Source organism: Flavobacterium pygoscelis, from assembly GCF_023162025.1.
Taxonomy (GTDB): Bacteria; Bacteroidota; Bacteroidia; order Flavobacteriales; family Flavobacteriaceae; genus Flavobacterium; species Flavobacterium pygoscelis.
In genome coordinates, this window is the sequence record NZ_JALNUB010000002.1 from 229352 (window position 1) to 253336 (window position 23985).

Here is a 23985-nt window from a genome sequence, read left to right on the forward strand (position 1 = left end):
ATTATTGTAAACTTTGATTGTTATTTATTAAGTATTCCAGCGGTATGAAGCAATTCATATTGTTTCATAGCACCATCTATTTTCGTAGAAATTTTATTGAATTTTGCCTGAAGCAATGCATTATCGGCATCGACCATTTCGGTGATTAAAACCAACTGATTGAGGTATTTTGCTTTTACAATACGATAATTCTCTTGGGCTAAAACCAAAGCTTTATCAGTAACTTTCAGTTTATCTAGTATTTCCTGATACTGTGTGTGATTTCGAAAGACTTTATCGGTCATCTCATTTTTCACTATCTCAGATTCATTTTTTTGCAATTCTACTTTCAAATTAGCGATTTGTACTTTGGCTTTATTCTTATATAAATTTGAAATATCATAAGAAGCCTCAATCCCTACCTGCCCAATTGTGTACATAAATGGCATATCTAGACTAAAAGTCAAATACATCGGATAGCGTAAATTATAATTTCCAAAGAAGGCTAGCCTGGGCAAAGCATTTGCTTTTACCATTTTCAACTCTGTTTTTTTGACATCAATTTCTCTGCTTGCAATACGCATTTCTTCGTTTTGCATCGTTTCCTTAAAATAAAAATCATACTGTTTCATGACAGGTATCATATCGATCAAGCTTGTTGAATCAATTCTAATGTCCTCCTCTTCGGGCAACTGCAATAGTGTCTTTAAATCCTGAAGAGCAATTCTGATATTTTTTTTATTGGTCAAAGAACTTAACTCGCGGTCAGAAAGTTGTAATTCAGCACGAAGGACTTCATTTTTGGTGACGATTCCGTGACTTTTAAATGCTTTCACTTCCTTCAATCGTTCTTCTTCTTCCTTAATACTTTCCTCAATTATTTTTTGGAGCTCCATCATTTTGTAAATTCCCAAAAAAGTAGCGGTAACCTCTAATTGAACATCGTTCTCTGTTTTCTCCACATGTAGTTCAGCAATTTCATTTTCTTGGTGTGATTTTTTGATTTCATTTTTGATTTTACCTCCTTCATAAAGTGGCATATCAAACTTTGTAACCACATCATAAATTGTATTTCCAGGTTCTGGAGCGACCACTATTTGTTTAGTAAAACCACCACCTTCCCACAAAGTCACATCAGACAATCTAGAATACATGGCATTAAAACCAATTTCTGGTAAACGAAGATTTTTGGCCTCTTTAATTCCAGTTTCCGAAATTTCCTTTAAAATATGGGATTTTTGTATTGTCCTATTATTCACTTTTGCAATTTGGATTGCTTCATTCAAAGTAATGACTTTTGGTTGCTGCGCATGTGCTCCTATTGGAACTTGAAAAAAAAGGAATGCTAACAAGAGAACTCGAAGAAAATTAAATCTCGATTGGTTTGAAGAAACCCACTTTATGAGAAACATAATATAAAAGTATTTACCGCAAAGGTATCTACTCTATTTCATGTGGTAAAATCAACAAAAGTCATATATTTATTCATTTCAGACAAAATAAAATAAAGAAAAAATTACTGCTAACTATAATTGTTCTTTTTTAAAATCTCCACTCCGTTTAAATAATCCGAAGGTCGTTGCCCTAAAGTTTTGAAAAAGGTATTACTAAAGGTAGGTACGCTATTATAACCAACTGCTTGCGCCACTTCATTTACCGAAAGTTTTTTTTCAAGCAATAATTCAATCGCTTTTAAAATTCTTCGAATTGTGAAATATTGGATAAAAGACATTCCTAAATCCTTTTGAAATAAGCGGTATAAGGAGCGTTCGCTAAATCCGAATCGATCCGCTAAATCAGAAAAAAGTATTGTGTCGCCTAAGTTTTTATCTAAGTAATCAATAATTTTAATCAGCCGAGTATCCTTTGGAAAAGGCAGTGATAAAGGCAAATTGGTCAAGCAGATTTCGGGTAAAATAGCTTTTATAGCAAGGGCGATACTATAATTACGACTTCCTTTTTTTAGATTTCCATTCCATCGATTCGTGAAAAGCATCATTTGCAACAATAAATCATTGATGGGGTAAATCCCTTCGGTTCCATAAAAGGAATCTTCATTCATTTCCACCGGAAAATACAAATTACGCATCATTACGCTTTGAGAATTGGGTTGAATGCTGTGCGCAATTCCAGCAGGAATCCAAATAAAGTGTCGGGCCGGAAGAAAATAAGTTTTAGCCTCGGTGGTAACATAAACTATTCCGCCTTCTGCATACAGCATTTGGCCTTTTTCATGTTTATGAGTGGGAATCATCAGTTCTCCCATTAAATCATGATGACAATAAATACTTTTTTTATCAGTATCAACCTCTCTCGTGTAATATTTTTCGGCTAAAATCGTTTGCTCTTCCATACTGGCTGAAATGAATATTTTTATGGCTTCCTACGATATTTATCCAATTTCATTTTTTGCTAAAATTGCACTACCTATAAATGATATTTAAAAAAACAATTCATTCATTAAGGAAACATCATTTTTTAGGTGTTTTATTTCAAAATAAAAACAAATTATGCAATTGGACAGAATCAGATTTCAAAGTTACAAAGACAAAGTTATTTCTGCGCAGCAAGCCGCTCTTTATTTTAAAGATAAAATGACTGTTGGAACCAGCGGATTTACAAAAGCAGGTGATAGTAAAGCCGTTTTACCAGCTTTTGCAGAAAGGGCAAAATCGGAAACGATTGCAATCACATTGATTACGGGCGCTTCTTTAGGTCAAACTACCGATACTGATTTAGCTAACAATAATGCTTTATATAAAAGAATGCCTTTTCAATCTGATGCAAGTTTGAGAAAAAAAATAAATGAAGGTACCATTTTATATATCGATCAACATTTAAGTGAAACCGCTGAATTATTAGAAAACAAACACCTTCCTAAAATTGACATTGCGGTAATTGAAGCCACTTATATTGATGAAAACGGAAATGTTATCCCAACAACTTCTGTTGGAAACTCCGCCACATTTGCGCATTTGGCAGATAAAATAATCATCGAAATAAACACTTCTATTCCTTTAGAATTTAAAGGAATTCATGATGTTTACACTTCAAAATCATATCCCAATAGAGCTGTTTTAAACATCACTGCTACAGATAGCCGAATTGGTCAAGATTTCATTAGTATTGATCCCAAAAAAGTGGTTGGAATTGTTTTTACTGAAATTTTAGACAGTCCTGCAAAACCAACCGAAAGAGATCCAAAAACGGCTGCTATTGCTAATCATTTGTTAGAATTTTTTGAAAATGAAATTAAAGAAGGCCGTTTAACCAATTCACTAATGCCCTTGCAAGCCGGAATTGGAAAAGTCGCTAATGCAGTAATGTCTGGATTTGCCAAAAGCAATTTTGAAAATCTAGTAATGTATTCAGAAGTATTGCAAGACAGCACTTTTGAACTTATTGACAGCGGAAAAATGAGTTTTGCTTCGGCCTCTTCAATTACAGTTTCTGAAAATTGTTATAAAAATATTCTTGAAAATTTCGATTTTTATAAAGACAAAATAGTGCTTCGACCACAAACCATTAGCAATTCAGCAGAAGTAATCCGAAGACTAGGCGTCATTGCAATTAATACAGCCATTGAATTTGACATTTATGGAAATGTAAATTCCACACATATTTCTGGAACAAAAATGATGAACGGAATTGGCGGTTCGGGAGATTTTGCAAGAAATGGGTATTTGAGCATATTTGTTACTCAATCTTCTTCTAAAGAAGGGAATATTATTTCTCATGTATTACCCATGGTTTCGCATGTGGATCATACGGAACATGATGTCGATATTTTGATAACAGAACAAGGAGTCGCTGATTTAAGAGGACTTGCTCCGAGAGAAAGAGCCAAAGTCATCATTGAAAACTGTGTACATCCCGAATACAAAGAGGAATTATTAGATTATTTTAACCGTGCTTGTGCGCGTGGCGGTCATACTCCTCACCTTCTGGAAGAAGCATTTAAACTTAACTTACGATTTATTGAAACAGGAAGTATGAAGAAGTAAACCTGAATATAATTCCCTTTTTTTCCATTTGTTACCAAAAACTACAACCTTAAAAGTTGTAGTTTTTTTATACCTACCTAAATCATGTTTTTGTACTTAGGTTTTTATTAAAACTAATAAATTATTTATCGCTTTACTATTACTTAAATCGTTTGAGGAATTTCAAATAGAATTACATAACAATTTTAAACAACCTTACAGAAGTAGAAACGGAAAACAAGTTTAAATTGAGTGGTTATACTCCCCTATAATGTAAATGATTCCAAAAGACTTTATCATATTAGACAACTACTTTTTTTATTAAATTTCAGTTCAACAAATACACTTTAGTATTAACATTAGAAAGTAAGAAACCCTAAATTTTATAATTTTAATCGTAAATTTTATAAAGAGTTGTACCGCTAATTTTTGATCTTTACCAACTAGTGCGTTTAGCGATGAAATTGTAATTCTGATTTAATTTTGCTATTTTTAACCAAAAAATTGCCTCGATTGAAAAAATATTTAAAGAAAAGTCTCAAAATTTTGCTTTGGATAATAGGATCTATTATTCTATTATTCCTTCTATTGGTTATCGCACTTCAGATTCCTTCTATACAAAATTTAGCAAAAAATAAAGCGGTTACCTACCTGCAGGAAAAAATTAAAACTAAGGTTCAGATAAATAGGATCGAAATTGGTTTGCCTAAAAAAATCATTTTGGAGGGCGTTTATTTTGAAGATCAGAAAAAAGACACGCTTCTTGCTGGAGAAAAACTAGCAGTCGATATCAGTTTATTTCAATTACTAAATAATAAAGTAGAAATCAACTCTGTTCATTTAGAAGGAATTACAGCTAATTTAAAAAGAGATTCGAAATCTGTTTTTAACTTTGACTACATTATAAAAGCATTTACTTCTCCTGATAAGCCAAAAAGTGATTCTCCTCCTATGGAATTTTCTGTAGCCGAAATAGAATTAGATCGTATCCGTTTGAAGTATAATGATCAAATTACCAAGAATAATATAGATGTAAATCTGACTTATTTTCAAACAAAGATTAAGACTTTTGATTTAGCCCAAATGAATTTTGAAATTCCTAAAGCTAAAATCAATGGTTTAAAATTAAAATTGCAGCAAGGTATTGCTGACGCATCCAAAAAAACTAAAAAAGCTACTGTAAATAATGAGCCAGAATCATTGCTAAAATTAAAATTAGGTGAAATTGATTTGGCTAAGATTGACTTTGATTATAAAAGTGAAGAGACCAAATTAGCTACTACTTTTTATTTGAAAAAACTGCTTGCAAAAATTGATAAAATGGATCTCAATAATCAATTTGCTATAGTGGAACGTTTGGATATAAAAGGACTAAAAGGAAATCTATCTATTGATAAATCAGACAAAATAGAATCTAAAAAACCAGCATCAAATGATGATTCCAATAACTGGCAAATAAAAGTAAATACAACAGAATTAGAAAAAATTAATTTTCGTTTTGACAAAAATAGTGTTGCTGCAACTCAAAAAGGAATTGACTACAATCACTTAAATATTACCAATCTTAATTTAAAAGCTAAAGCCTTAAATTACAACCCTGAAAATATTTCGGGAACGGTAAATTCATTAACGGTAAAGGATAAAAGCGGTTTAAACATACAAGCTATGACCACAGAATTTTTCTATGGTAATAAGAATGCTTTTTTTAAGAAATTATATTTAAAAACTCCCCAAACCGAATTAAAAAATGAAATTAGAATAGGATATCCATCAATAGCTTCTTTAGCAAAAAATCCTGGAGAATTAGGACTAAATGCCAATCTTAAGAAAAGTAAGTTAGGCATCAAAGATATTTTGCTCTTCGCTCCTACTTTGGCAAATACGAGTCCCTTTAATAGTAATCAAGATGCAATTTTGTTAATTGATGGTGTCATTAACGGAAAACTAAAAAATTTAGAATTTCCTGGTATTAACATCAGCGGATTTGGGAACACCAATTTGATAGCCAGCGGAAGCATTGTTGGTTTGCCCGATATTAATAAAACTGTTTTCGATTTAGACATTAAAGAATTAAATTCAACACAGAAAGATTTTCTTAGTTTTTTACCAAAAGGGACAATTCCGAACTCTATACAATTGCCCTCTAAATTTAGCGCAAAAGGAACCTTTAAAGGAATGATCGCTAACTTTAGTACAAAAATGAATTTGACAAGTAGTTTTGGTAATGCCAAAATAAATGCCTCTTTTGATCAAAGCAGAAAAAAATACGAACGATATAATGCACAAACTGAATTAATTAATTTTGATTTGGGTAAATTAATCAAAAATGATTCAGTTGGAAAAGTTACGCTAAAAGCTAACATTAAGGGAACAGGTTTTGATCCCAAAACCGCCACAGCATCATTAAACGGGAATATTATAAAAGCCTATTATAATAAATACACTTATACAAACCTTATTTTAAAAGGTGCAATTACCAACGGAAAATTTAATGCAGTTGCCTCAGCAAATGATCCTAATCTAACCTTTGACTTAGTGAGTAATGGAAGTTTTAAAGATAAATATCCTGTTGCAAAATTAAAGTTGAATGTAGATATTGCGGATTTAGAAAAACTAAATCTTCATGCTGGACCATTAAAAATAAGAGGCGCAATAGACGCTGATATTCAGTCGGCAAATTTAGATTATTTAAACGGATCTGTTTACGCACACAGCATCAGTGTTGTTGATGCAAAAGAAGAATTTGCTATTGATTCTATAAATATTATTGCAAAATCAACAGCTGAGAAAAATATATTATCTATAAAATCTCCTTTTTTAGTTGCAGATGTAGATGGGAAATATAGTTTTTCTAAAATAGGTAAAGCGCTCAGTAATTCTATTGCAAAATATTATGATGCAAATCCTAAATCTAAAAAAACAGTAGTTGAGAAGCAGCAATTTACTTTTAAAGTGAATGTAAAAGATGATCCAATTTTATACAAGTTAATTCCAAATTTAAAAAGTTTAGAACCCATAATTATTAAAGGAAAATACAATTCAGTTAATGATTCCATTGTTATTAATGGTGCAATTCCTAAACTTATTTATGGAGAAAATACGATTACTAATGCTGTTTTAAAAGTAGAAACAAAAGACAAATCCTTAGTATATAATGTAGTCATCGATGATATACAAAACAAACAATTTCAATTGCCTTACACTAGTATTTCTGGAGTAGTAGAGAAAAATAGCGTAGGTTATACTTTGCAGGTAAAAGATTTAAAAGAAGTAGAACGCTATTTAATTGCTGGAACTTTAAAAAGTATAGATGGTAGCAATGAAGTTAGTCTTGATCCGAGTAAATTAGTGCTAAATTACGACGGATGGTCCATTGCACCCGAAAATGTAATTCGTTTTGGAGACAAAGGCATTTATGTTGGACAATTTGATTTGAGTAAAGCCGGAAGCACCATAAAAATACAATCAGAAACGAATGTTCCCAATGCTCCTATTGCGGTCAATTTTAAGGATTTTGAAATTAGCACCATCACTAGTTTCATCGAGAAAAAAGATTTACAATTCAGAGGTACAATTAATGGAAATGCAGAAGTTAAAAATTTAGATAAAAGTCCGCTTTTCACTTCTGATTTAAATATTGAAAATTTTGCATTCAAAAACGATACAATTGGTACAATTAGTATAAAAGTCAATAATAACATTGCCAATCGATACGATGCAAAAATTGCCATAACGGGGCAAGGCAATCAATTAAATCTGGAAGGATTTTATAAAGCCACTGAGGCAAGTTTTGATATGGATCTGAATATTGAAAAATTGAATTTAAAAAGTATTCAAGGATTTACATTAGATAACCTAGCGGAGAGTACTGGATTCTTGAACGGAAACTTTAAAATCACAGGTAATACAAAACAACCTTTGATTCTTGGAGAGTTAAAATTTAATGATGTTGGCTTTAAAGCAACTGCCCTCAACGCCACATTTAAATCTATAAATGATAAAATTAGATTTACAAGCGATGCCATTATTTTCAATGATTTTACTGTTAAGGATCAAAATGATAATGACTTAGTAGTGAACGGAAAAATAAACAGTAGTAATTTTAGTAATTTTGGTTTCAATTTAACTGTAGATGCTGATAATTTCCAAGCAGTTAATTCAAAGGCAAAAGACAACGATTTGTATTATGGTGCCCTTTTTATGGACAACCATCTAAAAGTAACAGGAACACTTGATAATCCGATTGTAGAAGGAACTATCAAGATTAATAAAGACACCAAATTTACAGTAGTATTACCACAATCTGATCCGTCTATAGCGGATAGAGAAGGAATTATAGAATTTATAGATCAAGATAAACCTAAAATAGTTCAAAAATTGGCTTTATCCGATGTCAGTAGTGAAATGGATATTAAAGGTATAAATGCGTCTGTAAACATCGAAATTGATAAAGATGCAGAACTATCAATGGTTATTGATAAAGCAAATGGAGATTTCTTAAAATTAAAAGGAGAAGCACAACTTAATGGTGGTATTGACCCTTCTGGAAAAACTACGCTGACTGGTAGATATGAATTATCCCAAGGAAGTTACGAAATGAGTTTTAACGCTATTAAGAGAAAATTTGATATTAAAGAAGGAAGTTATATTCTCTGGACTGGCGAGCCAACCATGGCTGATATAAACATAACGGCTATCTATAAAACTGAAGCTGCTCCAATAGATTTAGTGAGCGACCAACTTGGTGCAATAACAAATGAAGTTAGAAATACTTACAAGCAAAAAATTCCTTTTGAAACGAATTTAAAAATGACAGGAGAGTTAATGAAACCAAACATTTCCTTTGATGTCGTTTTACCAGAAGGAAACAATAGCGTTTCTACAGAAATTATAAATACTACTCAAGCTAAATTAACACAATTGCGTCAGCAACCTGATGAAATGAACAAGCAAGTTTTTGCCTTGCTACTTTTAAATCGTTTTATTGGAGAAAATCCATTTGCGAGTGAAACTGGTGGTACCAACGTTTCCTCTTTGGCACGTGAAAGTGCGAGTAAAATTTTATCACAACAACTTAATAATTTAGCTGGTGACTTAATTGAAGGTGTTGAACTTAATTTTGATATAGACAGTTCTGATGATTATACCACAGGACAGCGAGAAAACAAAACAGATTTGAATGTTGGTGTCTCTAAAAAACTATTAAATGACCGTCTAAAAGTTACTGTAGGTAGTAGTTTTGGAATCGAAGGCCCACAGCAAACCAATCAGAATGCAAACAATATAGCAGGTGATATTTCTATAGATTATCAACTAACGAAAGACGGAAGGTATAAAATGAGAGCCTATCGAGTTAATAAATATCAAGTGGCACTTCAAGGAGAAGTAGTAGAAACGGGTATTGCTTTTATAATAACGATGGATTATAATAAATTCAAAGAATTATTTTCGAAAAGTGAATCGAAAAAAGTTGCAAAAAAAAACAAAGAGGAATCGAAAAAAAAATCAAATGAATAAGTATCCTTTTATATATACCTTTTTTTTAATTGTACTCGTTTCATCTTGTAGTAACACTCGTTTCTTGTCAGAAGGAGATTTACTATATACTGGAGCTACAGTAAAAGTCGAGGGAAAAGAAGTGAGTAAGAAAGAAAGAAAAGCATTAAAAAGCAAATTACAAGAACTCGTTCGGCCAAAACCTAATGCAAAAATATTAGGATTAAGACCTAAATTATACATTTACAATATTGCTGGTGAAACGAAAAAAGATAAAGGTTTTCGTTATTGGTTAAAAAATAAAGTGGGAGAACCGCCCGTATTGTATAGTCAAGTAGATCTTGAATACAACAAAAGTGTTTTACAAAACTTCTCAGAAAACAATGGCTACTTTAATGCAAAAACAAGTGCCGACTCTACTCGAAGAGGAAAAAAAGCAACAGCAGAATACACCGTAAAGCCTGCAAGACAATATAAGATCAACGAAGTTAAATTTCCAACTGACTCATCAGTATTAGCAACAGCCGTAAGAAAGACCTCTAAAAGAAGTCTCTTAAAGAAAGATCAAGCATTTAATCTTGATGTTATAAAAGAGGAAAGAGCTCGTATTGACGGACGATTAAAAGAAAAAGGATTCTTTTACTTTAATCCTGATTATTTATTAGTTCAAGTAGATAGTACCGTAGCAGATCATCAGGTAGACCTTATCGTAAAAATAAAAGAAGCAACACCTAAGATGGCTGAAACGCCTTATCAAATTAATAAAATCATTGTTTATCCAAATTACTCTATTGGCGTTGATAGTCTGATAGACAATAAAAACTCTATTGTTAAATACAATGATATTACCATTATAGACTCGACAAAAATGTTCAAACCTCGAGTTTTTGATCGTACTTTAAATTTTTCAAAAGGAGATTTATACAATCGCACCGATCATAATTTGTCTTTAAATCGTTTAGTAAACTTAGGAACATTTAAATTTGTAAAAAATCAGTTTAAGGTTTCTGATACTATCGGAAACTACTTAGATGCTTATTATTTTCTTACGCCATTACCTAAAAAGTCTTTACGTTTAGAATTGTTAGCAAAAACTAATTCAGCCAATTATACTGGAACGGAATTAAACTTAAATTGGAGTAATAGAAATGCGATTGGTGGTGCAGAATTACTCACTATTTCAGCATTTGGAGGTCTTGAAGTACAAGTATCGGGACAAAATAACGGTTTTAATGTTTATCGTTTTGGATCAGAAGCCAATTTAATATGGCCTAGATTAGTGGCTCCTTTTAGATTTCATTCTCCAAGTGGATTTGTACCAAAAACGAAACTAACCTTAGGATACGAATATCAAAACAGAACTAAATTATATTCCTTACAGACTTTTAAAGGTTCTTTTGGTTACTTATGGAAAGAAAGTGAAAGAAAAGAACACTTATTAAATCTAACGGAAATCACTTATGCTAGTCCACGGAACGTAACTGCATTGTATTTGGATCAAATTCAAGCCAATCAATCCTTACAAAAAGTAATTGATAAACAATTAATTTTTGGGCCAACCTATTCCTATACTTATACGAACACAGTACAAAAAAGAAAGAAAAACACTTTTTACTATAAAGGAACAGTCGATTTAGCAGGAAATATTACAGGATTAGCTACTGGTGCCGACACTAAAAAGGGAAATACGATTAACATTTTTAATGTTCCTTTTAGTCAATTTATAAAAATTGAAAATGATTTTAGACATTATTATAAATTAGGTCCCGATTCTCAAATAGCTAGTAGGATTATTGTAGGCGCTGGTTATGCGTATGGAAACTCAACAGAAATGCCATTTATAAAACAATTTTTTATTGGTGGTACCAATAGCTTACGCGCTTTTAGAGCTCGTTCTATAGGTCCGGGAACATTTGATGGATCTACTACGGCTACGAACACATTTTTACCAGATCAATCTGGAGATATAAAATTAGAATTGAATACGGAATACCGAGCTAAAATATATGGTTTGGTAAAAGGAGCATTATTCATAGATGCTGGAAATATTTGGTTACTAAATGAAAACGCAGATAAACCTGGAGCTAAATTTTCAAAAAAATTTATTAGCGAATTAGCAGTTGGAGCTGGAGTTGGACTGCGTTTTGACTTCTCATTTTTAGTATTAAGAACCGACTTGGCATTCCCAATTCGCAAACCCTATTTATCAGAAGGCAATCGCTGGGTATTGGATAAAGTAGATTTTGGTAGCGGTTCTTGGAGAAAAGAAAATCTGATATTCAATTTAGCTATTGGTTATCCTTTTTAATTAAGTTGAATTATTATTTAAACTACATAAAAAAACATACTACCAATTAAGTTAATTTATAATGCGATGGCCACGAAGGCACAAAGACACAAATACTTTTTATAACTTTTTGATGAGGCGACACTAACAAAAGCACAAAAAAAAACCTCCTGAAATTCAGGAGATTTTTTTTGACTTATTATAAAGTATCTTTTTATACTGTATACATTTTAACTCTTAATTCTTGAACTTTTTCATCATCAAGATAATCATCAAAAGTCATATATCTATCAATGGCTCCGTTTGGTGTTAATTCGATAACTCTATTAGCAACCGTTTGAGAGAATTCGTGATCATGAGTAGTAAAAATCACAGAACCCTTAAAGTTTTTCAAAGAGTTATTAAAAGCAGTAATAGACTCTAGATCTAAGTGATTCGTAGGCTCATCCAACATTAATACATTCGCTCTTTCCATCATCATACGAGACAACATACAACGCACTTTTTCTCCTCCTGACAAAACTCTACAGGTTTTTAAAGCTTCTTCTCCAGAGAAAATCATTTTACCTAGAAAACTACGAATGTTAACCTCATCGCGCTCTTCTTCTGTTTTTACCCATTGACGCAACCAATCTACTAAAGTATAATCACTTTCAAAAAAAGAATGATTTTCTACCGGTAAATACGCTTGGTTTGTAGTAACTCCCCAATCAAAAGTACCTGAATCTGCTGTTTTGTTTCCGTTTAAGATTTCATAAAATGCAGTCGTAGCACGGGAATCTTTAGAGAAAAGAACAATCTTATCTCCTTTTGCCATATTTAAGTCGACTCCTTTAAACAAAACATCTCCTTCTATAGAAGCACTTAAGTTTTGAACATTCAAAATTTGATCTCCTGCCTCACGCTCTTGATCAAAAATGATTGCTGGATAACGACGACTTGATGGTTTAATCTCGGATATATTCAACTTACTAATCATTTTTTTACGGGAAGTAGCTTGTTTTGATTTGGCTACATTCGCACTAAAACGACGAATAAATTCTTCTAATTCTTGTTTCTTTTCTTCTGCTTTCTTGTTTTGTTGCGCTCTTTGTTTTGCCGCTAATTGGCTTGACTCATACCAAAATGTGTAATTTCCAGAATAGTGATTTATTTTACTAAAATCAATATCCGAAATGTGTGTACAAACCGAATCCAAGAAGTGTCTATCGTGAGAAACTACAATTACTGTATTTTCATAATTTGCTAAGAAATTTTCTAACCAAGCAATGGTTTCAAAATCCAGGTCATTGGTAGGCTCATCCATAATAAGCAAATCTGGATTTCCAAATAAAGCTTGTGCCAAAAGTACACGTACTTTTATTTTCCCCTCTAAATCGCCCATTAACGTATAATGATGCTCCTCTGTAATTCCAAGATTGGATAGCATAGATGCTGCATCTGAATCCGCATTCCATCCATTCATTTCCTCAAATTGCACTTGCAACTCCCCTATTCTATCTGCATTTTTATCATCGTAATCAAGATATAAAGCATCCATTTCTTTTTTGATAGCGTAAAGGGTTTTATTCCCCATCATTACCGTTTCAAGAACCGTACTTTCGTCAAACATATTGTGGTTTTGGTTTAAAACCGACATCCGTTTTCCTGGTTCTAAATGAATATGTCCTGAAGTAGGATCCATTTCACCGGCAATTATTTTAAGAAAAGTAGATTTTCCAGCACCGTTTGCTCCAATAACACCATAGATATTACCGTGAGTGAAGGTTGTATTTACTTCGTCAAACAAAATTCTTTTGCCAAACTGAACTGATAAATTATTAACTGTTAACATGAATATCTTTTTATAAAATTTTGGCAAAAGTACGAAAAAAATACTGATTTTTAACCATTTTAAAACACGCATTAGTGATTTGCTAATAGACCTTTTAAAGCGTGCAATCCCGAAAAACTTTTACTAATCAGTACTTCTGGATTTTAAAATACTTCTTTTTTTTACCACTCGTTTTCTAGTTCAAAAACCAAATAAAATGTTTTTTATACCTTGGCATTCCATTTTTTTAGTAAAACAGTTTGCTGGAAAAGAATCTTTTTAAAGAATAAAAAAATGAAGAGAAATAAATTACGTTTGATAATCGAAGACAATACAACCAGAAAAGGAAGAATTTTTGACTATTTTATTCAAATCTTAATCTTAATTTCTTTAGTCGCTTTTTCTATAGAAACCTTACCAGACAATTCTTTACAAACTAAAAAAATACTTGCAACTATAGAATTGATCAGTATTGTGATTTTTAGCATTGAATATCTACTGCGAATTTATGTTGCTGAAAAACCTCTAAAATATATTTTTAGTTTTTATGGAATTGTAGATATATTATCGATTCTTCCTTTTTATCTAAGTGCCACTTTCAACTTAAAAGCTTTACGAGCTTTTAGAATATTTCGAATATTTAGGGCTTTCAAATTAGTTCGATACAATAAGGCACTAAATAGGTTCAGCAGGGCATTCACTATCATAAAAGAGGAATTAGTGCTATTTTTTATGATTACCTTAATTTTAGTATTTCTAACATCATCAGGGATTTACTTTTTTGAAAACGAAGCGCAACCCAAAGTGTTTAGCTCCTTATTTCATAGTTTATGGTGGTCGATCGTAACCTTAACTACAGTCGGATATGGTGATGTTTATCCAATCACTTTAGGTGGTAAAATCTTTACTTTTTTTGTACTTATAATTGGTGTGGGTATTGTTACAATTCCAGCAGGATTAGTAGCTACAGCATTAACAAAAGCGAGAACTTTAGAGGAAAAAGAAGAATAAAAACAATTATTGCGTCGTATTTTTACTAACAGAAAAAACCTGATAAAAAATACCAGGTCATCCAATTGACATATTAAAAAAGGCCATCTTCAGTTAAACCAAAACCAAATTAAATCTAACTAATTCAAATACGTCAAATATTATTAGATTCTATGAACATATTAACTTTTTCAAACTAGCATAAACCGCTAATTCTACATCTGCATGCTCTTTAGAATTGCATTGTTTTAATAATTGATTTAATAAATCAGAATTAGCTACTTGATTCTTCTCCATAACCAACAAAAGTTGTTCCGATACATCGCTTAAACTTTTTGACAACGGTAAAATAGGTTGTACCTGAGGAGCATTATAACTTATTTGAACTAAATCTTTATTGATTTGAATCCATTTTTTCAAAAAACTGCTAACCAAAACCGCATTATTCTTATTCTTATCTGCTAAATAAAGAGAAACGGCGGCATCAAAATCTAAAGCTGCTGAGGCATCTGGAGTACAAGCATCGGCAAACAAAGTTAGAGGTGAATAGGTTTGGTATTCTGTTCCTCCTGCATTTCTGGAATAAATTTTTAATGGTTCACACAGATTTGAAAAATCTTGAATAGCTGTTATATCTCGATTTTTGCTAATATTTCTTAAAATCACTTCTTTATTTCTAAGGTGCGTAATGCCAAGCTCTTCTAATCTAAAAGATACTGTTTTAATTCTCTTGTGCATACTTTGCAAATCATTTACGTCTGCATTAGACCATAATCTTTCTGCAATGGCTGCCGTTCTTGGCCAAATTCTAGAATCTAACGTCAATGGTGTCGCAAGTTCTGTCCACATAGTCGCCTCTCCACCTAATATTTTTGCTTTTTCTTCAGGTGTAAGATTGCTATTTTGAGGAATTGGATCATTCAAATAATGATCATTTATACTCTGCATTAAATCGATATAATACCCGTTTGACAATACCGTTTTATAGCCATTTTTAGCTGCATTTGCAACCGATTCTCCTACTGGGATTCCTTCATTTGGACCTTTCCAGGAATGAATAATAGCATTTTTAGACATATCTTTTGTCATGATCTCTTCCCAACCCATCAATTGTTTTTTATATTTTTTAAGCATCGGAACTAACTGCATGGTAAAGTAGGTTTGAAGATCGTGATTAGTTACTAATTTATTTTTCTTTTTAAATTCCTGAATTTTAGGATTTGAATCCCAATCTTTTCCTTCATTTTCGTCTCCACCAATATGAAAATAAGCGCCAGGAAATAAAGGACAAACCTCATCAAAAACTTCACTCAAAAACTGATAGGTTTTAGGATTTGAGGGATCTAATGTTGGATTAAAAATACCTGCATTTCTTTCGATTGAATAATTTGATAAGGACAACAATCCTTGTTTCTTCTCTGCATTTGCATTAGAAAAAGGAAGGACTTTACTTCCCATTTCGGGATAGGCTGTCAAGATAGCCGAAGCATGTCCTGGTACATCAATTTCTGGGACTACAAGAATTCCTCTTTGATCAGCATATTTCACAATACTTCTGATTTCTTCCTGAGTGTAAAACAATCCGTCTGATGCCAATTCCGTTAATTTTGGATGTTTTTTTAGCTGTATTCTCCAACCTTGATCGTCTGTTAAATGCCAGTGAAAAACATTCATTTTTACGGCTGCCATTGCATCCAAATTTCTTTTAATTACATCAACTGGCTGAAAATGTCTTGCCACATCAATCATAAGTCCACGCCAAGTAAATCTTGGTAAATCTGTAATTTTTACTGTTGGAAAATAATAAGAAGTACTATTGTTTTGCAACAGTTGTAATAATGTTTCTAAACCATGAAGTGCACCAAGATCTGAAGTTGCATTAATAATGATCTTATCCGATTGTATTTCTAACTGATAACTTTCATCTTCATATAATTCTATTTTTCCGCTTTGAACACAATTTATTTGTAATTCTGCCGAAGGTTCTTGATTTATTTTGGTTATAAAATCTTGCTGAAAAAACAATCCGGTTCTTCCATCCAATCTTCTTAAAAAACGAGTTACACCAACAAAAATTCTAGGATTGGGATTGCCTGTAATATTTACTTTGAAATTTTTGTTAATTGTAAAAGTACCATCAGTCAAATTTATATTTTTGGGCCAAGGCATCAAATCTAATTGCTCTTTTTTTATTTGAGCATTCGATACAAAAGCTACCAATAGTAAGATTAGGGAGTATTTCATATTGTAGGAACTAAATTAAATGTTGTTTTAATAATCATAACGCTTAAATGCTTCAATCGCTTCATATTCAGCAAGCCCTAAATCATCGTACAGTTTTGCGGTGTTTTTATTTCGGTCTTCGGCTCTTACCCAAAACTCTCGAGAATCATTTCCTTGAAACATAACTCTGTCTTTTTGAGATTGATGGTATAAAATAGCGTGCCTTTTTAGCAAAACCTCATCTGGACTCAAAGGAACAGCCATATCTATTTCGTGTAAATCCCATTCGTGCCAAGCGCCACGGTACAACCACAACCAGCAATCTTTCATGTAAAGTTCTGATTTTAATTGTTTCATGGCAGCAAAAATCGCGTTCAAACAAACCTCGTGTGTACCATGTGGATCTGCTAGATCTCCAGCAGCAAAAACTTGATGGGGCTTAATTTTAGCAATTATAGCTGCGACAATAGCAACATCTACGTTTCCTAATGGATTTTTCTTAATTTGACCCGTTTCATAAAAAGGAAGATCTAAAAAATGGGTGTTTTCATCTTTTAAACCAATATATCTTGTGGCGGCATAGGATTCTCTTCGTCGGATTAATCCCTTTAGTTTTCGAACTTCAAGAGAGTCAATTTGATTTTCTTTTTTATTATTAAGAAAATGAATTATCGACTCAAAATCGAGAACACTTTTTTCTTTTGCAATAAAATCATTCGAAACCTCTGCAAATTTTAATGCTTCATCATCTGTAACTGCTATGTTACCCGAAGTTTGATAAACTACGTGAACATCATGACCTTGTTTTATTAATTTTGAAAAAGTACCTCCCATAGAAATTACATCATCATCTGGATGTGGACTAAAAAGGATGATTCTTTTTTTGGCTGGAGTAGCTCTTTCTGGTCTGTGAGAATCATCTGTATTAGGCTTTCCTCCTGGCCATCCCGTTATGGTATGTTGCAATACATTAAACATATTGATGTTTAAATCATAAGCGGAACCTTCCTGTGCCAAAAGATCTGACATACCGTTATTATTGTAATCTCTATCTGTTAATTTTAAAATAGATTGCTCTGTTTTCTGGCATAACCAAACGATTGCTTTACTTTTTAATTCTTGTGTCCAAATGCATTCGCCCACTAACCAAGGAGTTTTGAAACGAGTTAACTCGGAAGCAGCAAATTGGTCTAAAACGAATGTCGCATTGGTATGATTTTGTAAGAATGTAGCAGGAATATCCGAGCTAATATTTCCTTGAATGGTTCTCTTTATAATTTCTCCTTTGTTTTGTCCCCAAGCCATTAGTACAATCCTCTTAGATCTCATAATTGTAGAAACTCCCATTGTAATTGCTCTTTTAGGAACATTATCAATTCCGTTAAAATCAGAAGAAGCATCTACTCTTGTAATATGATCTAAAGTAATGATTCGGGTTCCTGAATTGATGTGAGATCCTGGCTCATTGAATCCAACGTGACCCGTACGCCCAATTCCTAATAATTGAAAATCTAATCCGCCGGCATTTTTGATCCTCATTTCATAATCCACACAATATTGGTTTAACTCCTCTATTGCTACTGTTCCGTCAGGAATATTGATATTCTCAGGATTAATATCAATATGATTAAAGAGATGTTGGTGCATGAAATAATGATAACTTTTGCTATTTTCTTTGGTCATTGGATAGTATTCATCCAAATTAAAAGTAGTAACATTGGTAAAGCTAAGTCCTTCCTCTTTGTGCATACGTACTAATTCTTCATAAACTTTTATCGGGGAAGAACCGGTAGCTAAACCAAGAACACATTTTTTGTTTTTTTCTTGTTTATTTCTTATTAATTGCGCTATTTCCTGAGCAACAATTAGAGAACCATCAATAGAATTTTTGAAGATTTCATTATGAATTTTTTCAAATCTGGTGTCTTCAAATTTTCCTGCGCTTTTATAACTTATATCAGATTTAATTTCTAAAGTATTTTTCATTATTATTTTTTTTCAATTGGCTAGCATTTCTTGAAATTATTGTTCTCTAAATTGATGCTAGAGTTCAAATCGTTTTAATCTGAATTATTCAGATCAAAAAAGCTACTCTTCATTTTTTAGTTCCGCTTTATTCTTCTGGAAGCACTGGCCTATTTTGTTTGTACGTTTATTTATTATCAGATTGGATAATCACATTGGGTATAGTATCGTTATATACTAAATCATACAAACTATTCCGTTTTTAAATTGACTATAGGATTAAATTACAGCTGGTTTTACAAATAATTCTAATAAAATTGGATTGTAAAATTTATGTAATTTCAAAATAAAAAAAGGCATAAGCATGGAAATACTTATGCCAATTCTATTCCTTTTTTATTTCCTTTTTTTAGAATTTATTAATACCTGTATCCCACCAAAGTTTAGTACCACCAGTATCTGGACCACCTAAAAGTTGAAGCCCTTTAGCATATCCCATTGGATTTGATGTTTTCTCATTTACAGGAAAGTTTAATCTTTTGACAAAAGTTCCCACCGGAATCTTTCCTGCTGAATAATTGTTTACCGGTAAAAATAATTTAGGATATCCTGTTCTTCTAGTATCTGCCCAAGCTTCTTGACCGTCAGGGAAACCTGCAATCCATTTTTGAGTAATAATTTTTTGTAGTTTCACTTCATTAGAAACAGCATCAGACCATTTAACAGTTACTAAATTTTGAGCTGCAATGTTATTTGCCGCATTTAATGGATCTGAGAAGTTAGCTGGCATAGAAACATCATCACTTAGGTAAGCAGCAACTCCACTAGTACTTAACTGTGCGAAAGAGGTTGTTATACCTGACTCATAAAAACTCTGTGCAGTACCACCAACATTCCAACCTTTTAAAGCTCCTTCCGATTTCAAGAAGTGGGATTCAGCAGCACAAAACCAAGGTATCATTCCATTTTCGACAATAGGACCAATTATAGAGAATTGATCCGCTTTTGAAAATCTATATTCATCATTTACCAAAGATCCCATTCTGATACCTTGAAAAGTACCATTTTTTGCCGTCTTAAAAAACATGGCTCTTCTTGGATCATTATATCCGTTCATGATAGACGTTATGGCTCCGCCAGCAGCAATATCAGCCCACGGTCCGCTAAAAGTAGCAACAGGATGATCTGCTAAGTAAAGCATATTATCATCATTAGAACTAATAACTCCATAACCTGTTAAAGCCGCTTCACCTTCTGTTTTTGCTTTTGCTGGATCAATATTTGAGATGCGCATTGCCAAACGCAAACGCAATGAATTAGCAAATTTTATCCATTTTACAATACTTCCTTTTGCGGTAGTTCCATCTGTCTTGTCATTTGCATCAGGGAAAAATGTAGTAGTACCACTAGCCACTTTTGCATTCAATATATCTGTAGCCGTTTTTAATTCCGCAAAAAATTGGTTGTAAACAGCTTGTTGAGAATCATAAGGAGTGGATCCATCAGGATTACCAAAACCAGAATATACAATTGGTCCATAATAATCTGTGGTTTTATGCATTGCATAGACTTTCAAAATCAAAGACCAAGCATAAAATTGTGGGTACTTGTCTTTAGTTAATTTTTCAAGATTATAAGCATAAACCATTTCATTTTGATACTTCTGAACCCATTCTGCTTGGTTCCAACCATCTGTAAGAGCATAAGTAGAGTTATTACTATTTCCAGCAAAATCATGCTGAGTTGCCATGTATCCAGAGAATATATCGGCACTTAAATTGAACTGAATATCGCCTTGCCAATCATCGGCAACAAGAATATACATGGAACGTTCCATCTTTTTAATCGGTCCTTTGACATGATTAAAATCTTGTTCTAACTGTGCATTACTAAAATTAGAATCGCTAGTATTTATATTTTCAAAATCACCTGTACAGCTCCCTAAAGAAAGGGATATGAATGTACCTAAGATTAATAATTTATTTTTCATTTGTGGATTTTTTTATTGATTAAAATCATTTTCGTTGACTTGTAAGCAACTGTTTTGAGTTCAGCTATTTATTTTAAAGTTGAAAAAACAAACATCTTACAATCAAAAAACGGAGTTCTTTAATAGAATTAGAAAGTTAAATTTAAATTAACACCAATACTTCTTGTTGAAGGAGCTCCAAAAATGTCCACTCCTTGTAAACCTTCTCCCGTACTTAATGTCACGTTTGGATCGAATGGGGCATCTTTGTAAAAGAAAAATAAATTTTTACCTACTACAGAAAGGTTTACGGTATTAAAAATGGTGCTTTTACTAAAATCAAAAGAATAGCCCAATGAAATTTCTCCTAGTTTAATATTGGTTGCTTTGTACATATATTCTCCCGTAGCACCACTTCTGTCACCCACTTGATTGTAATACTCTTTAGCTGACATTGTAGTTACTGCGTTACCATTAATATCAACAGCGTTTATTGCAACACCACCTGCATCTCGAGCGTCTCCTGAAGCTTTAGAAACACCATAAAAATCTAACATAGCTTCAGTCATACTCATTACATGACCACCAAATCTTCCATTTACAAGAACATTTAAAAATGCTTTTTTGTATTTGAAGGTGTTAGAGAAACCTAACATAAAGTCTGGATTAGAACTTCCTAAATCAACAAATTCGGTTTTTTGAATGCGACCGTCGGCATCTAATACAATTTGGCCTTTGTCATTTCTTAGAATATTTTTTCCTTGTATTTCTCCAAATGGTTTACCAACTTCTAATACATATCTATAACTGTTTGGATCACCATTTGTTAGAATAACAGTATTAACAGCTCCTTGAGCACCAGCTCCTAAATCTAAAACTGTATTCTTGTTCGAAGCAAAATTTAAACCTAAATCCCATGAAAAATTATCTAAAACTACTGGCTTTGCAAATAATGTAATCTCTAATCCTTTATTTTGTATACTTCCGGCATTAAAAGCATAATTAGCGTATCCTGTAGTGTTAGGAATTGGAGCTGGAGCTTGTATCAATTGATTTTTAGTTTCGTTTTGGTAGTATGTAAAATCAAAACCCAATCTGTTATTAAAAAATCTCCATTCTGTACCCAACTCATAAGAGTTTTGTTTTTCTGGTTTCAAAGACGATCCTGGACTTGGTCCTACTTGCGGAATACCCAGTTGACCTCCGTTACCAACTGTATTTAAAGGAGTTGTTAAATAAGCACCAACATCATTACCAACTTGAGCATAGGAAGCTCTGAATTTTGCAAAACTAATTGTTTCTGGCAATGAAACCATTTCACTTAAAATCCCTGTAAGACCTACTGACGGATAAAAGAAACCTAAATTATCTGTATTTACTAAGGTTGAAGACCAATCGTTTCTACCTGTTACATCCAGAAAAAGAATTTCTTTGTAGTCAAAAGTGGCACTAGCAAATACCGATTGAACTTCTTTTTTGGCACCTACAATTTGATTATTTTTACCTGCAGAGTCAAAATTACCTGTGTTAAACCAGTTAGCATAAACCAATCCGCCTTTTGTAGTACCGGAATCACTTGTAATTGCATCATTAATTGTTGATTTAGTTAAACTCGTACCAATGTTAGCATTGAATGAAAAATCAGCATTGATTTTAGTTGAAATAGTAGCAATTAAATCGGCATACAATTGAGAACTTTCGCTGTCAGAATAAATATATCTTCCATTTGCACCAGATAAGGTTAGATTTGTACTAGCATACATTCTTTTGTCAAATGAATTATTTAATTTATTATATCCTCCTCTAGTTTTAAAACTTAACCAATCATTCGCTTTATAAGTAATTGCTGCAGATGAAATTAAAGATTGATTTTTATCAATAGATCGGTTTCTATTTTGAATCCAAAAAGGATTTTGAATAATATCACTAGTACCCGTTGGCCAATTTTGTACCATTAAGTTTCTTGCTGGATCAAAAACTTCATAATTGTTTTTATAAGTATCAAAATCATTCCCTCTTGGAAATAAATACACACCCGTTAATGGATTAAAATACAATGCATTTACTGGTTTATTGTTAATTTTTTGTTCCGCATAAGACAAAGACGCGTCAACAGTTACTCTATCATCAAACATTTTAATACTTTGACGTAGCGCAATATTGTTTTTCTTAAACTCATTTGTTGACATAACACCATCAACTTTAGTATTGGCATAAGTTAGACTCGTTGTCATTTTATCTGTTCCACCGTTTATCGAAACAGAATTAATGTAGGTCATACCAGTATTATAAAAATCTTTTACATGATTTGGTGACTTTTTTGCAGCGCCCCAAGAAGTAGTAGCACCAGCTTCTGCAGCATAAGAAGTTTGAAACTCAGGTAAAGAAACTACATTATCAACAAATACACTTGAATTATAATTAGCTGTAACTTTACCCTCTTTACCTCTTTTGGTGGTGACTAAGATTACACCATTAGCTCCTTGAGAACCATATAATGCAGCTGCCGAAGCTCCTTTTAGTACCGTAATAGATTCTATATCATCTGGATTCATCATAGAAATGGCATCTCCACCGTCTCTATTTCCACCAGCTGTATCTCCAAAAACTTGATTCCCTTGAGACGAAGAGGTATTTAACATTGGTATTCCATCAATTACATACAATGGTTGATTGTTTGTAGCAGATGTATTTCCTCTAATAGTAACTTTTACAGAACCACCTGCTCCAGAAGCACTTTTCTCTACGGTTAAACCTGCCACTTTTCCGGACAGACTATTTACTAAGTTTGCATCTTTAACTCTGGTAACTTCATCTCCTTTGACCTCCTGAGCAGAATAGGTTAAGGATTTTTTAGATTTCTTAATTCCCAATGACGTAACCACAACCTCATTAAGTTTATTTTCTGAGGACTCTTTCAATCGTACTTTAATTACTTCGTCTCCAACAACAACATTTTGTTGATCGAAACCGATGTAAGAAATTACTAAAGTCCTTCCTTTCTCTGCTTTAATAGAGAAGTTACCATCAAGATCAGTAACAGTTCCGTTTTTTTCACCAAGTACATTTACATTAGCACCAGGCAATGGCGAACCACTTCCGTCCGTCACAGAACCTTTAATTGTTTTCATTTGAGCAAGCGAAACCTGCGCACTGAAAAGAATCATAAAGATTAAAATAATTTTTTTCATTATAAATGATTTATTTTGTTAGTTATAGTGTAAATCTAATTGTTAAAACATTCTTAAAAAAACAAAATATACTAACAACCATAAAATCA

The 23985-nt window shown here is 32.5% G+C and carries 11 protein-coding genes; 4 read left to right on the top strand and 7 right to left on the bottom strand.

What is annotated here, in order from left to right:
- Positions 1–20 precede the first annotated feature (20 nt).
- Together MW871_RS03290 and MW871_RS03295 are read right to left on the bottom strand one after the other, a co-directional pair.
- Positions 21–1391: a TolC family protein gene (locus tag MW871_RS03290; RefSeq protein WP_248427547.1), complete on the bottom strand. Its 1371-nt coding sequence runs from the start codon at positions 1389–1391 to the stop codon at positions 21–23.
- 110 nt (positions 1392–1501) lie between these two features.
- The gene (locus MW871_RS03295; protein WP_188050394.1) at positions 1502–2332 is read right to left on the bottom strand and encodes an AraC family transcriptional regulator; all 831 of its coding nucleotides are present in this window, start codon (positions 2330–2332) and stop codon (positions 1502–1504) included.
- A gap of 157 nt (positions 2333–2489) precedes the next feature.
- Here MW871_RS03295 and scpC point away from each other — a divergent pair, with 157 nt between their 5' ends.
- From scpC to tamL, 3 genes are all read left to right on the top strand, one after another.
- Positions 2490–3983: a succinyl-CoA:acetate CoA-transferase ScpC gene (gene scpC, locus MW871_RS03300; RefSeq protein ID WP_248427548.1), complete on the top strand. Its 1494-nt coding sequence runs from the start codon at positions 2490–2492 to the stop codon at positions 3981–3983.
- Positions 3984–4475: 492 nt separating this feature from the next.
- On the top strand, positions 4476–9479 hold the full coding sequence (locus MW871_RS03305) for a translocation/assembly module TamB domain-containing protein (protein WP_282454593.1): 5004 nt from the start codon (positions 4476–4478) through the stop codon (positions 9477–9479).
- Positions 9472–11766: a translocation and assembly module lipoprotein TamL gene (gene tamL, locus MW871_RS03310; protein ID WP_248427550.1), complete on the top strand. Its 2295-nt coding sequence runs from the start codon at positions 9472–9474 to the stop codon at positions 11764–11766. Before MW871_RS03305 ends, tamL begins: the two co-directional genes overlap by 8 nt.
- Positions 11767–11959: 193 nt before the next feature.
- Here tamL and MW871_RS03315 read toward each other — a convergent pair whose 3' ends face one another.
- Positions 11960–13579 carry an ABC-F family ATP-binding cassette domain-containing protein gene (locus tag MW871_RS03315; RefSeq protein WP_188050390.1) on the bottom strand — a complete coding sequence of 540 codons (1620 nt, stop codon included), beginning with the start codon at positions 13577–13579 and terminating at the stop codon, positions 11960–11962.
- 273 nt (positions 13580–13852) lie between these two features.
- Here MW871_RS03315 and MW871_RS03320 point away from each other — a divergent pair, with 273 nt between their 5' ends.
- A complete protein-coding gene (locus MW871_RS03320; RefSeq protein WP_188050389.1) occupies positions 13853–14569 on the top strand; it encodes an ion transporter in 717 nt (238 codons plus the stop codon).
- Between the two features lie 150 nt (positions 14570–14719).
- Here MW871_RS03320 and MW871_RS03325 read toward each other — a convergent pair whose 3' ends face one another.
- The 4 genes from MW871_RS03325 to MW871_RS03340 all read right to left on the bottom strand — a co-directional run bounded on the left by MW871_RS03325 (position 14720) and on the right by MW871_RS03340 (position 23896).
- Positions 14720–16792, bottom strand: coding sequence for a beta-N-acetylhexosaminidase (locus MW871_RS03325; RefSeq protein ID WP_248427551.1), 2073 nt, complete (start codon positions 16790–16792; stop codon positions 14720–14722).
- Between the two features lie 27 nt (positions 16793–16819).
- Positions 16820–18757 carry a glucosamine-6-phosphate deaminase gene (gene nagB, locus MW871_RS03330; protein ID WP_248427552.1) on the bottom strand — a complete coding sequence of 646 codons (1938 nt, stop codon included), beginning with the start codon at positions 18755–18757 and terminating at the stop codon, positions 16820–16822.
- 388 nt (positions 18758–19145) lie between these two features.
- Entirely contained in the window at positions 19146–20726 is a 1581-nt protein-coding gene (locus MW871_RS03335; RefSeq protein WP_248427553.1) for a RagB/SusD family nutrient uptake outer membrane protein, read from the bottom strand.
- A gap of 128 nt (positions 20727–20854) precedes the next feature.
- The gene (locus MW871_RS03340; RefSeq protein WP_248427554.1) at positions 20855–23896 is read right to left on the bottom strand and encodes a SusC/RagA family TonB-linked outer membrane protein; all 3042 of its coding nucleotides are present in this window, start codon (positions 23894–23896) and stop codon (positions 20855–20857) included.
- Between the last annotated feature and the right edge of the window lie 89 nt (positions 23897–23985).

Excerpts from the sequence above, each read along its gene's own strand:
- MW871_RS03335 (WP_248427553.1), bottom strand. The coding sequence starts at position 20,726 with ATGAAAAATAAATTATTAATCTTAGGTACATTCATATCCCTTTCTTTA.
- tamL (WP_248427550.1), top strand. The coding sequence starts at position 9,472 with ATGAATAAGTATCCTTTTATATATACCTTTTTTTTAATTGTACTCGTT.
- nagB (WP_248427552.1), bottom strand. The coding sequence starts at position 18,757 with ATGAAAAATACTTTAGAAATTAAATCTGATATAAGTTATAAAAGCGCA.
- MW871_RS03315 (WP_188050390.1), bottom strand. The coding sequence starts at position 13,579 with ATGTTAACAGTTAATAATTTATCAGTTCAGTTTGGCAAAAGAATTTTG.
- MW871_RS03325 (WP_248427551.1), bottom strand. The coding sequence starts at position 16,792 with ATGAAATACTCCCTAATCTTACTATTGGTAGCTTTTGTATCGAATGCT.
- MW871_RS03340 (WP_248427554.1), bottom strand. The coding sequence starts at position 23,896 with ATGAAAAAAATTATTTTAATCTTTATGATTCTTTTCAGTGCGCAGGTT.
- scpC (WP_248427548.1), top strand. The coding sequence starts at position 2,490 with ATGCAATTGGACAGAATCAGATTTCAAAGTTACAAAGACAAAGTTATT.
- MW871_RS03320 (WP_188050389.1), top strand. The coding sequence starts at position 13,853 with ATGAAGAGAAATAAATTACGTTTGATAATCGAAGACAATACAACCAGA.
- MW871_RS03295 (WP_188050394.1), bottom strand. The coding sequence starts at position 2,332 with ATGGAAGAGCAAACGATTTTAGCCGAAAAATATTACACGAGAGAGGTT.
- MW871_RS03290 (WP_248427547.1), bottom strand. The coding sequence starts at position 1,391 with ATGTTTCTCATAAAGTGGGTTTCTTCAAACCAATCGAGATTTAATTTT.